The sequence below is a fragment of the Streptomyces racemochromogenes genome (assembly GCF_039535215.1).
In the GTDB taxonomy this organism is placed as follows: Bacteria; Actinomycetota; Actinomycetes; order Streptomycetales; family Streptomycetaceae; genus Streptomyces; species Streptomyces racemochromogenes.
Genome location: NZ_BAAAWT010000001.1, coordinates 1809208 through 1824087, shown reverse-complemented (window position 1 = coordinate 1824087; position 14880 = coordinate 1809208). Strand labels below are relative to the sequence as shown.

Sequence of the window (14880 nt, the reverse complement as noted above, 5' to 3'; positions counted from 1 at the left end):
GGACCCGCGCGCCGCCTGCCGGGGGCGGGGGCCAGGCCTCAGGCGGTCCGGCGCAGGTTGGTGCGCAGGACGTGCAGGCTGACGACGAGCACCCAGAACGGGAAGACCATCTCGGACCAGGGGACCCCGGAGCCGAGGAGGAGCAGCACCAGCCCGGTGGCGTAGCCCAGCGCGACCAGCGGGCGCGGGAAGAAGCCCAGGCGGCGCCCCATGGTGGAGGTCACGAAGACGAAGACGGCCGCCATGCGCATCGCGTACGTGGTGAGCACGGCGTACGCGAAGGGGCGGCCGAATCCGGAGGGCGGGACGGTCTCCTGGAGGACGGTGCCCGCCGCGGCGGCGGCGACGAAGAGGGTCCCGACGAAGACGTAGCCGCTGCCGAGGAACACCGCCGCGACGAACCGGTCCTCGCCGCCGCCGGAGTGCGCGCGCAGGGCCCCCATGAACCAGAGGAAGAAGATCCCGGCGAAGGGGACGATCTCCAGGGCCAGCCGCACGGCCCAGCGGTCGGAGTCGGCGACGGGGGCGTCGGAGGGGCTGCCGGAGGGGATGGCGAGCCTCATCAGCACGATCGCCACCGCGAGCAGCACGGCGAAGACGAGCCCGGCCGTCCCGGCGGCCCGTGGCGTGCGCATCCGCGCGGTGGTGGACTCCATGCCTTCAGCAGGCGGCACCCGCCGGGCCCCCGCCACCGCAGGGGCCCCGGGGGAGTGAATCCCGGCCCGGCCGCGGGGGCCGGGCCGGGAGGGTCAGGACACCGGTGCCGGAACGGGTTCCCCGGCGGGGTCCTCGGCCCCGTCGTGGTTGCCGTACCAGGCCACCGCGACGGCGCCGGCGACGGCCAGCACGAAGCCGGTCACCGCGAGCCAGGCCAGACCCGGACGGGAGGCGTCGCCGAGCCACAGGACGCCGATCGCGCCCGGGAGGACCGTCTCGCCGACGACCAGGGCGGCGGTGGCGCCGTTGACCGAGCCGATCTGGAGGGCCACCGTGTGCAGGTACATGCCGCCGATGCCGGCGATCAGGATGGCGTACAGCGCCGGGTCGGTGGCGAGGGTGAACGGGTCGAAGGGGTCCACGCCATCGAGGATGCGCACGCCGACGCCGAGGGCGCCGAAGGCCAGACCGGACAGCAGGCCCGCCAGGATCGCGGCCCGGGCGCCGAGGAAGCGTACGGCCACGGTGCCGCCGACGATGATCAGCAGGGTCACGGCCAGCAGCCACCAGTGCGTGGACATCGGGGCGTGGTGGTCGCCCTCGTGGCCGGCGGCGGTCGCCAGCAGCACCAGCGCCGCGCAGACGACACCGATCGAGGTCCATTCCTTGCGGGTCAGCCGGATGCCCAGCATCTTCACGCTGAGGACGGCGGTGATCACCAGGTTGGCGCTGATGACCGTCTGGGAGAGGAACAGGGGCAGCATGCGGGCCGCCAGCGCGCCCAGTGCGAAGCCCACGAAGTCCAGGATGGTGCCGACGATGAACTCCCAGGTCATCGCGGCCTTGGCGGTGGAGGTCAGGTTCGGTCCGCCGTGGGCGGTCACGCCGGCGGCGGCCGGCGACATCCGGGCGGCGCGGCGGGAGCCCACGGCTTGCAGGACAGAGCCCGTCCCGTAGCAGATGGACGCCGCGACAGCGGTCAGCAGGCCTATGAGCACAGGAGGCTCCGTTCAACGTCTGGCAGGTAGGGCGGTACCTCTGCCAGACGTCATAACGGGCCGCGAAGTTGCCTCCGCCTGGGATTTCTTTGACCGGCCCTTTGCCCTGGGTGGGGCTCAGGCCATGGCTGCGAGCGCGTCCGGGACCTCGTCCACCGAGTCCACCAGCGCGATCCGCGACTCCATGGGCCGGCCCGACGCCAGCGCCCGCAGCAGCGGCCAGACCGGCAGCCGCTCGGTCCAGTGGGCGCGGTCGACCAGCACCATCGGGGTCGGCTCGGACCGCGACTCGTAGTAGTTCGGGGTGGCGTTGTCGAAGACCTCCTGCACGGTGCCCGCGGCGCCCGGCAGGAACACCACGCCCGCGGTGGACCGGGCCAGCAGCCCGTCCTCGCGGGTGGCGTTGGAGAAGTACTTGGCGATCTGCCCCGCGAAGGCGTTCGGCGGCTCGTGGCCGTAGAACCAGGTGGGGATCCCGACCGAGTCCCCGCCCCGGGGCCAGCGCTCCCGTACGGCGAAGGCCGCGCGCGCCCAGTCGGAGACGGAGGGGCTGAAGGAGGGCACCTTCGCCAGCAGCTCCAGCGCTTCGGGCAGGGCCCCGTCCGGCGCGGGCGCCAGGTAGGCGCCCAGGTTGGCGGCTTCCATCGCGCCGGGGCCGCCGCCGGTGGCGACCGTCAGCCCGGACCGGGCCAGCGTCCGGCCCAGCTCCGCCGCGCCGCGGTAGTCCGTACCGCCGCGGGCCATGGCGTGGCCGCCCATGACGCCGATCACGCGGGCGCCCGCGAGGTGTTCGTCGAGCGCGTCGGAGATGGCATCGTCGTGGAGGGAGCGGAGCATCGAGGAGAAGACGTCGCCGTCGGACCTGGTCTCCTGGAACCAGGCGTACGCCCGGGCGTCCGGGGTGGCTTCGTAGCCTTCGGCCAGACCGGTGAACAGCTCTTCGGCCGTGTACAGCAGACCCCGGTACGGGTCGAACGGCAGGTCCGGTATCGGCGGGAAGACGAGCGCCCCGTCCGCGCGGACCTTCGCCGAGGCGTCGGGCTCCATCGCGCAGCCCAGGAACACGGTCGCGGAGGTGTCCGCGGACAGCAGGGCGAAGGTCCGCTCCAGGAGGTTGACCGACTGGATCCGGTAGCCGCTCAGGGACCCGCGGGCGACGACCCGGTCGAACTCGGCGAGCGTTTCGATCTCGATGTCTGCGTTGACCATTCGGCCCACCCTAAGGGCCGGCCGGCTCAGCGGGTCAGGGCCAGCGACGTCAGCTGCGCCACACCCCAGCCGAGCCCCGCCGCGGCCGCGAGCAGCGCGGCCGCCCGCAGGGCCGCGGCCGTACGCAGCACCGTGCCCGGGGTGCCGAGACCGGCCAGCGCCTCCCGGGAGGCGGAGCGGGCCTGCCGGGACTCGACGGCCGAGGTGAGCAGGGTCCCGGCCGCGCACAGGGCGACGAGGGCCGCGGCGGGGCCGGTCAGCGGCCCGAGCGGGGTCAGGGGGCCGCCCGGGGCGTGCGGGGAGAGGGTGGTGAGGGCGGCCGCGCCGACGGCGGTGAGCACCCCGAGGGGCCGTCCCAGCCGGGGCGCCTCCTCCTGGAGGCCGCGCCCGGCCAGCAGCCGCAGCAGCCCCGGCCGGACGGCCTGCACCAGGGTCCCGCAGGCGTAGGCCAGTCCCGGACCGGCGAGGGCCAGCCCGACCGCGATCAGCGCGCAGCCGGCCGGTACGCCGGCTCCGCCGGGCCGCGCGTACGCCAGTGCGGCGAGCCCGCAGGCGGCCAGCGCCACCCCCCAGGGCACGCCGGTCTGCGGGGCCATCCCGGCGTGCGGCGGGCGGGGGCGCAGGGCGAGGGCGGTGGCCGCGGTGGCGGTCAGCGGGACCAGGGCCAGCAGGGTGAGGGCGGCGGCCACCGGCAGCGGCCGGTCGGCGTGCAGCTGCCGGGCGCCGGCTCCGTCGAAGGGCAGTCCCGCCAGATCGCCCCTCAGGTGGAGGAAGGCGGCCAGGGCGAGGGCGCTGCCGAGGGCGCACGCGACGGCGGTGGAGACGGCTGCGACCAGGGTGAGCCGTACGGGGCCCAGCCCGGCGGCGTCCAGTCCGTCGCGGGGCCGGGTCGCGGGGTCGGTACGGGCGACGGCCACCGCGAACTGGGCGGTGGCGGCGAGCGGGACCAGCGCCCACAGCAGGCGGGGGAACGATCCGGCGGGCCGGACGGTCGCGTCCGCGAGGACGTACAGCAGGAGGAACCCGCTGCCTGCGGAGGCGGCCGCGACCAGCAGCCGGCGCAGCTGGACCAGGGGGCGGGAGCCGCGGACTAGGCGGAGAGCGAGCACGCGGACTGGTCCTCCGTGGTGAGGGCGGAGGCGGCGGCCGCGGCTCCGGCCGGCCGGCCGTCGAGCAGGGCCAGCGCGCGGTCGGCGCAGGCGGCGGCCTCCTCGTCGTGGGTGGCCAGCAGGACCGTGATGCCGTGGGAGCGGGCGGCCGTGGTCAGGGTGCGCAGCAGCAGTGCGCGTTCGGCGCGGTGCAGCGGCGCGGTCGGCTCGTCGGCGAAGAGCACCGCCGGCTCCGCGACCAGGGCGCGGACCAGGGCGACCCGCTGGGCCTCGGCACGGTTGAGGGCGCCGGGGCGCTTGCCGGCGAAGCGGTCGAGGTCGAGGCGCTCCAGCCATTCGAGGGCGGCCCGGCGTGCGGCGCGGTGCGGGGCGCCGCCGATCAGCAGGGGCAGGGCGGCGTTCTCCCAGACCTTGAGTTCGGGCAGCAGCTGCGGGTCGGGGCCGATCCACGCGAACCGGTCGCGGCGCAGGCGTTCGCGGGCGGCGGTGCCCAGGGTGTGGACGGGGACGCTGTTGAACCACACCTCGCCCTGCTCGGGCAGCAGCTGCCCGGCCAGACAGCGCAGCAGGGTGCTCTTCCCGCAGCCGCGCGGGCCGGTCACGGCGAGGATCTCGCCCTGGCGGACTCCGGCGCAGACCCCGATCAGGCCGGGGGTACCTCCGTGGGAGTAGTGCAGGGACCGGGCCCAGAGCAGGTCGTCCTGCGGTGGGGCCTGGTCGGGCCGGGCCGTGTCCGGGGGAGCCACCATGACGTACACCTCCGTCCGGGGGAACGAAGCGGAGCCCTTTCGGTCACTGGCACCGCAAGGAGATGTAAGGAGATGAACGTCGTGAAAGCGGACAGCACACGGCCCGGACCCCCGCGTTCTACTCGAACGGAGGATCCGGGCCGTGTGTTCGGGCTAGTGCGTCCCCGGGCCGGTTACAGCTTGGTCCACGCCTCGGTGAGCACCGAGCGCAGGATGCCTTCGATCTCGTCGAAGGTGCCCTGGTCGGCGATCAGCGGCGGGGCCAGCTGGATGACCGGGTCGCCACGGTCGTCGGCGCGGCAGTACAGGCCGTTGTCGAAGAGCGCCTTGGAGAGGAAGCCGTAGAGCACGCGCTCGGTCTCCTCGTCCGTGAAGGACTCCTTGGTGACCTTGTCCTTGACGAGCTCGATGCCGTAGAAGAAGCCGTTGCCGCGGACGTCGCCGACGATCGGGAGGTCGTGCAGCTTCTTCAGGGTGTTGAAGAAGTTGCCCTCCTGGTCCAGCACGTGCTGGTTCAGGCCTTCCTTGTCGAAGATGTCGAGGTTGGCGATGGCCACGGCGGAGGACACCGGGTGTCCGCCGAAGGTGTAGCCGTGCAGGAAGGTGTTGTCGCCCTTGTAGAAGGGCTCCGCGATGCGGTCCGAGACGATGCAGGCACCGATCGGGGAGTAGCCCGAGGTCATGCCCTTGGCGCAGGTGATCATGTCCGGCACGTAGCCGAACTTGTCACAGGCGAACATCGTGCCGAGGCGGCCGAACGCGCAGATGGTCTCGTCGGAGACGAGCAGCACGTCGTAGGTGTCGCAGATCTCGCGGACCCGCTGGAAGTACCCGGGCGGGGGCGGGAAGCAGCCGCCGGCGTTCTGCACGGGCTCCAGGAAGACGGCCGCGACGGTGTCGGGGCCCTCGAAGAGGATCTGCTGCTCGATCTGGTCGGCGGCCCAGCGGCCGAAGGCCTCGGGGTCGTCGCCGTGGATCGGGGCGCGGTAGATGTTGGTGTTGGGCACCTTGTGCGCGCCGGGGACCAGCGGCTCGAAGGGGGCCTTCAGGGCCGGCAGACCGGTGATGGACAGGGCGCCCTGCGGGGTGCCGTGGTAGGCGACCGCACGCGAGATGACCTTGTACTTGGTGTGCTTGCCCTGCAGCTTGAAGTACTGCTTGGCGAGCTTCCAGGCGGTCTCGACGGCCTCGCCGCCACCGGTGGTGAAGAAGACCTTGTTCAGGTCGCCCGGGGCGTAGTCGGCGAGGCGCTCGGCGAGCTCGACCGCCTTGGGGTGCGCGTACGACCACACGGGGAAGAACGCGAGCTCCTGGGCCTGCTTGTAGGCGACCTCGGCCAGCTCCTTGCGGCCGTGACCGGCGTTGACCACGAACAGTCCGGCGAGACCGTCCAGGTAGCGCTTGCCCTTGTCGTCGAAGATGTAGGTGCCCTCACCCCGCACGATGGTGGGGACGGGCGCGTTCTCGTACGACGACATGCGGGTGAAGTGCATCCACAGGTGGTCGTACGCGGTTTTGGAGAGGTCCTGGCTCACGGGCTATCGAGTTCCCCACATGTAGGTCTGCTTCTTCAGCTTCAGGTAAACGAAGCTTTCGGTTGATCGCACGCCGGGGAGCGTGCGGATCTTCTTGTTGATCGTTTCGAGCAGGTGGTCGTCGTCCTCGCAGACGATCTCCACCATCAGGTCGAACGACCCCGCGGTCATCACGACGTATTCGCACTCGGCCATGGCGGTCAGTGCGTCCGCCACCGGGTCGAGGTCTCCCTCGACGTTGATGCCGACCATCGCCTGGCGCCGCAGCCCCACGGTGAGCGGGTCGGTGACGGCGACGATCTGCATGACGCCCTGGTCGAGCAGCTTCTGCACGCGCTGGCGCACCGCCGCTTCGGACAGGCCCACGGCCTTGCCGATCGATGCATACGGACGGCGACCGTCCTCTTGCAGTTGCTCGATGATCGCCAGGGACACAGCATCGACCGAAGGGGACGGTTGTCTGTTCCTGGAATCTGCGCTTCGACTGACCACGACCTCACTGTGCACGAGGAGTCGTCCGTTCCGCAACCCGTAATCGATGAAATCCGTTGTGAGGGGTCTCTGATTTCACGGATTTCGTAGTTGGTCAGGTCCGGCTCTGTCGAAAGCGTCACCGGAGGAGCTAGGCTTGGCAGGTCGTCTCAATCATTGGACATGTGATCAGGAGAGTGGCTGTAGTGACCACCGAACTGCGTCGTCTGCGCAACTACATCGGCGGGGAGTTCAAGGACGCCGCCGACGGGCGGACCACCGACGTGGTCAACCCCGCGACCGGCGAGGTGTACGCCACCGCCCCGCTCTCGGGCCAGGCCGACGTCGACGCCGCCATGGCCGCCGCCGCGGCGGCCTTCCCGGGCTGGCGTGACACCACGCCCTCGGAGCGCCAGAAGGCCCTGCTGAAGATCGCGGACGCCTTCGAGGCGCGCGCCGACGAGCTCGTCGCCGCCGAGTCGGAGAACACCGGCAAGCCGCTGGGCCTGACGGCCAGCGAGGAGCTCCCGCCGATGGTGGACCAGATCCGCTTCTTCGCGGGCGCCGCGCGCCTGCTGGAGGGTCGCTCGGCCGGCGAGTACATGGACGGGATGACCTCGATCATCCGCCGCGAGCCGGTCGGCGTCTGCGCCCAGGTGGCGCCGTGGAACTACCCGATGATGATGGCCGTGTGGAAGTTCGCCCCGGCGATCGCCGCGGGCAACACCGTCGTCCTCAAGCCCTCGGACACCACCCCGGCCTCCACCGTCCTGATGGCGGAGATCATCGACTCGATCCTGCCCAAGGGCGTCTTCAACGTCGTCTGCGGCGACCGCGAGACCGGCAAGGCCATGGTCGAGCACTCCACCCCGGCGATGGCCTCCATCACCGGCTCGGTGCGCGCGGGCATGCAGGTCGCCGAGAGCGCCTCCAAGGACGTCAAGCGCGTCCACCTGGAGCTCGGCGGCAAGGCCCCCGTCGTGGTCTTCCAGGACGCCGACCTGGCCAAGGCCGTCGAGGACATCGCGGTCGCCGGCTACTTCAACGCCGGCCAGGACTGTACGGCCGCCACCCGGGTGCTCGTGCACGAGTCGATCCACGACGAGTTCGTGGCCGCGCTGGCCAAGGCCGCCGCGGACACCAAGACCGGTCAGCCGGACGACGAGGACGTGCTCTACGGCCCGCTGAACAACCCGAACCAGCTGGCGCAGGTCGCGGGCTTCGTCGACCGCCTCCCGGCCCACGCCAAGGTCGAGGCCGGCGGCCACCGGGTCGGCGAGAAGGGCTACTTCTACGCCCCGACCGTCGTCTCCGGCCTGAAGCAGGACGACGAGATCATCCAGAACGAGGTCTTCGGCCCCGTCATCACCGTCCAGTCCTTCACCGACGAGGCCCAGGCCCTGGAGTTCGCGAACGGCGTCGAGTTCGCCCTCGCGTCCTCCGTGTGGACCAAGGACCACGCCCGCGCGATGCGCATGTCCAAGAACCTCGACTTCGGCTGCGTGTGGATCAACACCCACATCCCGCTCGTCGCCGAGATGCCGCACGGCGGCTTCAAGAAGTCCGGCTACGGCAAGGACCTCTCCGCCTACGGCTTCGAGGACTACACCCGCATCAAGCACGTGATGACCTCGCTCGACGCCTGATCCGCGGCCGCCGCCCGGGCGGCGGCGCACTGATCACCGAAGAGCCCTGACGGGGCGGGCAGTAGACATCTTGTCTATTGCCCGCCCCTTCGCGTTGTCCGAGGCTTTGGCCATGCCTGAACTCCCCTCCCGTCGCGCGGCGCTGCGCGGCCTCGGTGCCGCGGGCCTGCTCGCCGCCCTCGCCGGCTGCGGCGTGCCCGCCGCGTACGTCCCGGAGGACCGGCGGCGGGCCCCGGACCTCTCGGACCGCGACCGTGCTCTCGCCTTCTCCAACTGGCCGCTCTACATCGACACCGACGACGAGGACGAGGAGAGCCGTCCGACCCTGGAGGCCTTCACCCGCAAGACCGGCATCCAGGTCCGCTACACCGAGGAGATCAACGACAACGACGAGTTCTTCGGCAAGGTCAGCCCGGCCCTGATGAACCACCAGGCGACCGGCCACGACCTCGTCGTGGTCAGCGACTGGATGGCCGCCCGCTTCGTCCACCTGGGATGGGCCCAGAAGATGGACCGCTCGGCGCAGTCCAACGTCGCCAGGCACCTCGACCCGCAGCTACGCTCGCCCGCCTTCGACGAGGGCCGGCTGCACACCGTCCCCTGGCAGTCGGGGATCACCGGCATCGCCTACAACCGCAGGGCCCTGGGCCGGGAGATCAAGTCCGTCAAGGACCTCTGGCACCCCGACCTGGCGGGCAAGGTGACCCTCTTCTCGGGCCTGGACGAGTCCTTCTCCCTGCTGATGCAGGGCAACGGCACCGACGTCACCCGCTGGACCGCATCCGACTTCCACCAAATGTGCGACCAGGTCGAGGACATGGTCCGCAGGAAGCACATCCGCCGCTTCACCGGCAACGACTACACCTCCGACCTCGGCAAGGGCGACGTCCTCGCCTGCCAGGCCTACTCGGGTGACGCCATCCAGCTCCGGGCCGACAACCCCGACATCGAGTTCGTGGTCCCCGAGGAGGGCGGCGAACTGTGGGCCGAAAGCCTGCTCGTCCCCAACCTCGCCCGGCACAAGGCCAACGCGGAGGCCCTCGTCGACCACTACTACGACCCGGAGGTGGCAGCGGAGCTCGCGGCCGCGGTCAACTACGTCTGCCCGGTGCCCGCCGCCCGCGAGGTACTGGCCGCCTCGCCGGACCGGGAGACGGCCCGACTGGCGGAGAACCCGCTGATCTTCCCCGACGACGCCATGCGCCGCCGCCTCGCCGTGGCCCGGGACATCTCCTCCGCCGAACGCCCCGCCCTCGCCAAGCGCTGGAACGCCATCGTCGGACTGTGATCATGGCCTTCGGGGTCTTCGGCATCCTCCCGCTGATCGCGCTGCGCCGCCTGATCAAGCGGCTGGAGGCGCTCGAGGCGGCGGAGGGCGCCGGCTACCTGGCGAAGGCCGCGCCGATGATGCCGTAGGCCACCGGGTTCATGTCCCGCCCCTTGGCGTCGGTGGAGTTGACCGAGTAGACCAGGGTGCGGGACAAGTCGCGGGTGCCGCCGATGACCGTGCTGTAGCCGTGCCGCGAGCCCGTCTTGCCGTACAGCTTCGTGCCGTCCGGCAGCACGAACTCCTTCAGGCCCGCCGTCTGCACCGCGTGCGCGCCGGTCTCGCTCGCGGCGTCCGGGACGTCGGGCACCGTGAACATCTCCTCCAGCTGCGCCCTCGGGACGACCCTGCCGGCGAACAGCGCCACCGTGAAGCGCTCCAGGTCCGCCGTGGTCGACATCAAGTCCCCCGCGGCCCAGTTGGACGAGGAGTTCCACTCCGACACGTCCACCAGCGAGCGGCTCCCGTCGGCCGCCGCCACCGCCTGGTAGCCGTGGTTGTACGGGCCCGGTATGCGGTTCTGGGTGCGCGACGGGAACGAGGTGTGGCGCAGGCCGAGCGGCTTGAGGACCCGGTCCCCGACGGCCCTCTCGTACGCCGTCCCCGTCACCTTCTCGATCAGCACGCCCAGCACGGTGTAGTGGATGTTGCTGTAACGCTGCTTCTCGCCCGGCCTGAACTCCGGACCCTTCGCGACCGCGTCGGCGATCAGCGCGTGCGGATCGACCACGTCGAAGCGGTGGGCGTACTCGTCCGCGAAGGTGTCCCCCGGACCGTCGGCGGACCGCAGACCGCTCGTGTAGTTCAGCAGCTGCCGCACCTTCACCGGCTCGAAGCCCGGCAGCAGCCCCGGCAGGTAGTCCTGCACCGGCCGGTCCAGGTCCACCTTCCCCTCGGCCGCCAGCTGGAGCACCACCGCCGCGGTGAAGGCCTTCGTCACCGAACCGGCCCGGAAGCGGGCCTCCTCCAGCGCCGCGCGCCCGCTGCGGACGTCCGCGACACCCGCGCTGCCGCGCCAGGCGCCGCTCGTACCGCCCACCCGGACCAGCGCGGCGGTCGCGTCCTTGTTCCCCGCACCGACGCCCGCGATCGCCTTCGCCAGCGCCGCCGCGTTCGGCGGCGTGGAGAAGACGGGCGCGGAGACCCCCGCCGAGACGGGCGCCGGCACCGGAGCGGCCTCGGCGGCCGCCACCGGACCGGCGGCCACCCCCAGGACCAGGGCGGCGGCGATGAGCGTGCGCGTACGTGCCTTCATGACGGTTCCCCCGTGTGTGAGCCGGCGGGCCCGCTGCCCCCCGATGACCTCAATGCTCCAGGTCACAGGGGTGGTTGCGGATCACCAACAAGAGGGGTCTTCAGCGGTACGACAACTCACCGGCGCGGGGGAGCCGGCGCGCCGCCCCTCACCCTCCAGAGGGAGAAACCCCAGAGGGACCCGCCGAGCCCGCCACCGCCGAGCCCGTCACCGCCGAGCCCGCCGCGATCAGGCCCGTCTCGTACGCACAGATCACCGCCTGGATCCGGTCCCGCAGCCCCAGCTTCGACAGCACGTTCCCCACGTGCGACTTCACCGTGTGCTCGCTCACCACCAGCGCCGCCGCGATCTCCGCGTTCGACAGCCCCCGCCCCAGGTGCAGCAGCGTCTCCCGCTCCCGGGCCGTCAGCACCCCCAGCCGCTGCGCCGCCGACGGGTCCGGCACGGCCGGCCGGGCCGCCGTCGCCGCCGTGTACTCCTCGATCAGCCGCCGCGCCACCGAGGGCGCCAGCAGCGACTCGCCCGCCGCCACCACCCGCACCGCGTGCACCAGGTCGTCCCGCCGCACGTCCTTCAGCAGGAACCCGCTCGCCCCCGCGTGCAGCGCCTCGTACACGTACTCGTCCGAGTCGAAGGTCGTCAGCATCACCGTCCGGCACGCGCTCCGCGCCGAGATCGCCCGACAGGCCTCGATCCCGTCCAGCACGGGCATCCGGACGTCCAGCAGCGCCACGTCCGGGGCCAGCCGCCCGACCGCCTCGACGGCCGCCGCCCCGTCCCCGACCTCCGCCACGACCTCGATGTCCTCCTGCGCGTCCAGGATCATCGCGAAGCCGCTGCGCACGAGCTCCTGGTCGTCGGCCACCACCACACGGATCGTCAATTCCCCACCTCCAGCGGGGAGGTTACAAGCACCGTGAACCCGCGGCCGTCCGCACCCGGCCCGGTCCACGCCGTCCCGCCGTGCGCCGCCGCCCGCTCCCGGATCCCGATCAGCCCGTGCCCGCCCGGAACGCCGCCGGCCGCTGCCCGCCCGGGTCCGCGCCCGTCGTCCGTGACCCGCACCGCGAGCTCCCGGGGCCCGTACTCCAGGCGCACGTCCACCGCCGAGGCCCCCGCGTGCTTCACCACGTTGGTCAGCGCCTCCTGCACCACCCGGTGCACCGTCGCCTCCAGCGCCGCCGGCAGCTCGCGCACCTCGCCCGTCCGCTCGTACGACACCGCGAGCCCGCTCGCCCGCACCCGCTCCACCAGCGCCGGCAGCGCCCCGATCCCCGGCTGCGGCGCACGCGGCGCCGCCGCCTCCTCCGCCCGCAGCACCCCCAGCATCGTCCGCAGCTGCGCCATCGCGTCGCGGCCCGTCTCGGCGATCGCCTCGAAGGCCGCCTCCGCACGCTCCGGAGCCCGGCGCACCGCCACCGGACCGGCCTCCGCCTGCACGATCATGATGCTGACGGCGTGCGAGAGGATGTCGTGCATCTCCCGCGCGATGCGGGCCCGTTCACGCGCCGCCGCCTGCTCCGCCTCGATCCGGTTCGCGCGCTCCAGCTGCTCCGCCCGGTCCTCCACGGCCGCCGTGTACGCCTGCCGCGTGGCCTGCAGCCGGCCGAGGGCGAACGCCGCCCCGAACACGAACAGCGCGAACAACAGCTCCCTGGCCGTGCCGCTGTTGAGCGCCACGGACACGGGGATCAACACGGCCAGGGCCGTTCCGACGGCCAGCCGCACCCGCGACGCCCCCAGGAGCGCGATCGAGTAGACGCAGATCAGCGCGGCGTACGGCAGCGGCTGCCCCGGCCCGTCCAGGGCCAGCTGGTAGGCCGAACCGGCCGCCACCACCCCGAGCAGCGCCGCCACCGGCGCCCGGCGCCGCCACACCAGCGGCGCGTTGCCCAGGGTCGTCACCAGGTACGCCGTCCAGGTGGCCGGCGGGTACGCCGGGTCGCGGGGCACCACGAAGGGGATGGTCGTCGCCACCTGCACCAGCAGCGTCAGCCCCACGTCCCGCCAGCGCGGATCGGCCCGCAGGACCAGCGCGCGCAGGCGTTCGGCCGGCCCCCGCGTCACCGCCCCAGCCCGGCCCGCACGGCGGCCAGCGCGTCCAGCCTGTTGGTGGTGACGGAGTCCACCCCGGCCCGGACGACGGCGCGCATCGACCGCCTGGTGTCCGGCGTCCAGGCCGACACCAGCAGCCCGTCCCGGTGCAGGGCGTCCGTCAGCTCCCGGCTGACCAGCCCGAAGCGGTAGTTGAGCCAGCGCGGCCTGACCGCGTCGATCAGCACCCGGCGCGGCGGCGAGAGGGTGGTCCAGGTCAGGGAGATCTCCGCGCCCGGGTCGGCGGCGCGGACCGCGAGCATGGTGTTCGGCCCGGCGCAGTAGTAGGCGCGGTCGCGCGCCCCGCACTCGCGCACCAGGTCGACGACGGTCTTCACGGCCTCGTAGGAGGCGCCGGGCAGGTCGATCATCAGCCGGCCGGCCCCGGCCTCCATCAGGGCTTCGCGCAGGCTCGGGACCCGGCCCTCGGTCAGCTCCTTCAACTGCGGGGCGGTGACGGCGTCGAGCCGTACGTCGTACCCCCACAGCCGCTCCAGCGTCTCGTCGTGGAGCAGGACCGGCACCCCGTCGCGGGTCAGCCGTACGTCGATCTCCACCGCGTCCGCTCCGCGCGCGAAGGCGGAGCGGACGGAGGCGAGGGTGTTCTCACGGAACCGGTAGGGATCGCCGCGGTGGCCGACGGCAGTCAGATCGCTCATGCACCCATTCTCGGGGGCGCCGGCGATCAAGGGGAGTCAGCGAGCGAGCCATTCGGCGGTGTACGCGTCGATCTCGGCCGTGAGCCGCGCCTTGCCGGCCTCGTCCAGGAAGGAGGCCTCGACGGCGTTCTTGGCGAGCTGGGCCAGGCCCCGCTCGTCGAGGTCGAGGAGCCGGGCGGCGACCGCGTACTCGTTGTTGAGGTCGGTGCCGAACATCGGCGGGTCGTCGCTGTTGATGGTGACGAGCACGCCCGCCGCGACCATCTCCTTGACGGGGTGCCGGTCGAGGTCGGTCACCGCGCGGGTGGCGATGTTGGAGGTCGGGCAGACCTCCAGCGCGATCCGGTGCTCCGCGAGGTACTTCAGCAGTTCCGGGTCCTGGGTGGAGCTGGTGCCGTGGCCGATGCGTTCGGCGCCCAGCTCGCGGACGGCGTCCCAGACGGTCTCCGGGCCGGTGGTCTCGCCGGCGTGCGGGACGCTGTGCAGGCCGGCGGCGCGGGCGGCGTCGAAGTACGGCTTGAACTGCGGGCGCGGCACGCCGATCTCGGGACCGCCGAGGCCGAAGGAGACCAGGCCCTCGGGGCGCAGGTCGACGGCGAGCCGCGCGGTCTCGGCGGCGGCCTCCAGGCCGGCCTCGCCGGGGATGTCGAAGCACCAGCGCAGGATGACGCCCAGCTCGGTCTCGGCGTCCTTGCGGGCGTCCTCGATGGCCTCCATGAAGGCGTTCTCGTCGATGCCGCGGCGGGTGGAGGAGTAGGGGGTGATGGTCAGTTCGGCGTAGCGGATGTTCTGCCGGGCCATGTCGCGGGCGACTTCGAAGGTGAGGGTGCGCACGTCGTCCGGGGTGCGCACCAGGTCGACGACCGACAGGTAGACCTCGATGAAGTGGGCGAAGTCGGTGAAGGTGAAGTAGTCGGCCAGCGCGTCGGGGTCGGTGGGGACCTTCGAGTCGGGGTGGCGGGAGGCCAGTTCGGCCACGATGCGGGGGGACGCCGAGCCGACGTGGTGGACGTGCAGTTCGGCCTTGGGCAGCCCCGCGATGAAGGGGTGCAGGTCGGGCATGGGGGCCTCCGGGAGGACACGGGTGCGGGCGGGTCGGCCTCATCGTAGGCAGGCCCCGGCCGTGTCGGTGGCAGCGCTTAGCATGGCCGTACGAGAGAAGGGGGGCGCC

15 protein-coding genes are annotated in these 14880 nt (G+C 72.4%); 3 read left to right on the top strand and 12 right to left on the bottom strand.

The genetic code is table 11. The features are described from left to right. Positions 1-38 precede the first annotated feature (38 nt). From ABD973_RS08190 to ABD973_RS08160, 7 genes are all read right to left on the bottom strand, one after another. On the bottom strand, positions 39-656 hold the full coding sequence (locus ABD973_RS08190) for a hypothetical protein (RefSeq protein WP_125822711.1): 618 nt from the start codon (positions 654-656) through the stop codon (positions 39-41). Between the two features lie 93 nt (positions 657-749). Next, positions 750-1655, bottom strand: a complete 906-nt coding sequence (locus ABD973_RS08185) for a DMT family protein (RefSeq protein ID WP_125599107.1) — start codon at positions 1653-1655, stop codon at positions 750-752. Positions 1656-1772: 117 nt separating this feature from the next. Beyond that, entirely contained in the window at positions 1773-2864 is a 1092-nt protein-coding gene (locus ABD973_RS08180) for an LOG family protein (protein ID WP_345499531.1), read from the bottom strand. Positions 2865-2890: 26 nt separating this feature from the next. After that, complete coding sequence (locus tag ABD973_RS08175; RefSeq protein WP_345499529.1) at positions 2891-3973, bottom strand: hypothetical protein; 1083 nt, start codon at positions 3971-3973, stop codon at positions 2891-2893. Then, positions 3955-4722 (bottom strand): ABC transporter ATP-binding protein, encoded by a 768-nt coding sequence (locus ABD973_RS08170; RefSeq protein WP_345499527.1) that lies wholly within the window; start codon positions 4720-4722, stop codon positions 3955-3957. Before ABD973_RS08170 ends, ABD973_RS08175 begins: the two co-directional genes overlap by 19 nt. Positions 4723-4895: 173 nt before the next feature. Further along, entirely contained in the window at positions 4896-6257 is a 1362-nt protein-coding gene (locus ABD973_RS08165; protein ID WP_007266858.1) for an aspartate aminotransferase family protein, read from the bottom strand. 3 nt (positions 6258-6260) lie between these two features. Further along, positions 6261-6764 (bottom strand): Lrp/AsnC family transcriptional regulator, encoded by a 504-nt coding sequence (locus ABD973_RS08160; protein WP_007266859.1) that lies wholly within the window; start codon positions 6762-6764, stop codon positions 6261-6263. 170 nt (positions 6765-6934) lie between these two features. Between ABD973_RS08160 and ABD973_RS08155 the strand changes: the two genes are divergently transcribed. The 3 genes from ABD973_RS08155 to ABD973_RS08145 all read left to right on the top strand — a co-directional run bounded on the left by ABD973_RS08155 (position 6935) and on the right by ABD973_RS08145 (position 9790). Further along, complete coding sequence (locus ABD973_RS08155; RefSeq protein ID WP_125598257.1) at positions 6935-8374, top strand: gamma-aminobutyraldehyde dehydrogenase; 1440 nt, start codon at positions 6935-6937, stop codon at positions 8372-8374. Between the two features lie 112 nt (positions 8375-8486). Then, a complete protein-coding gene (locus tag ABD973_RS08150) occupies positions 8487-9662 on the top strand; it encodes a polyamine ABC transporter substrate-binding protein (RefSeq protein WP_345499524.1) in 1176 nt (391 codons plus the stop codon). Continuing rightward, positions 9659-9790 carry a hypothetical protein gene (locus tag ABD973_RS08145; RefSeq protein WP_277607514.1) on the top strand — a complete coding sequence of 44 codons (132 nt, stop codon included), beginning with the start codon at positions 9659-9661 and terminating at the stop codon, positions 9788-9790. The genes ABD973_RS08150 and ABD973_RS08145 overlap by 4 nt, the downstream gene beginning before the upstream one ends. Here ABD973_RS08145 and ABD973_RS08140 read toward each other — a convergent pair. The 5 genes from ABD973_RS08140 to ABD973_RS08120 form a co-directional block, all read right to left on the bottom strand. Beyond that, positions 9757-10956, bottom strand: coding sequence for a serine hydrolase domain-containing protein (locus tag ABD973_RS08140; protein ID WP_164720972.1), 1200 nt, complete (start codon positions 10954-10956; stop codon positions 9757-9759). The two genes, ABD973_RS08145 and ABD973_RS08140, sit on opposite strands and share 34 nt — an antisense overlap. Before the next feature lie 148 nt (positions 10957-11104). Beyond that, positions 11105-11839 (bottom strand): response regulator, encoded by a 735-nt coding sequence (locus tag ABD973_RS08135; RefSeq protein WP_345499521.1) that lies wholly within the window; start codon positions 11837-11839, stop codon positions 11105-11107. Then, on the bottom strand, positions 11836-13023 hold the full coding sequence (locus ABD973_RS08130; protein ID WP_345499519.1) for a sensor histidine kinase: 1188 nt from the start codon (positions 13021-13023) through the stop codon (positions 11836-11838). Before ABD973_RS08130 ends, ABD973_RS08135 begins: the two co-directional genes overlap by 4 nt. Continuing rightward, positions 13020-13709 (bottom strand): glycerophosphodiester phosphodiesterase, encoded by a 690-nt coding sequence (locus ABD973_RS08125; RefSeq protein ID WP_125598245.1) that lies wholly within the window; start codon positions 13707-13709, stop codon positions 13020-13022. Before ABD973_RS08125 ends, ABD973_RS08130 begins: the two co-directional genes overlap by 4 nt. A gap of 36 nt (positions 13710-13745) precedes the next feature. Next, positions 13746-14771 (bottom strand): adenosine deaminase, encoded by a 1026-nt coding sequence (locus ABD973_RS08120; RefSeq protein ID WP_125598242.1) that lies wholly within the window; start codon positions 14769-14771, stop codon positions 13746-13748. Between the last annotated feature and the right edge of the window lie 109 nt (positions 14772-14880).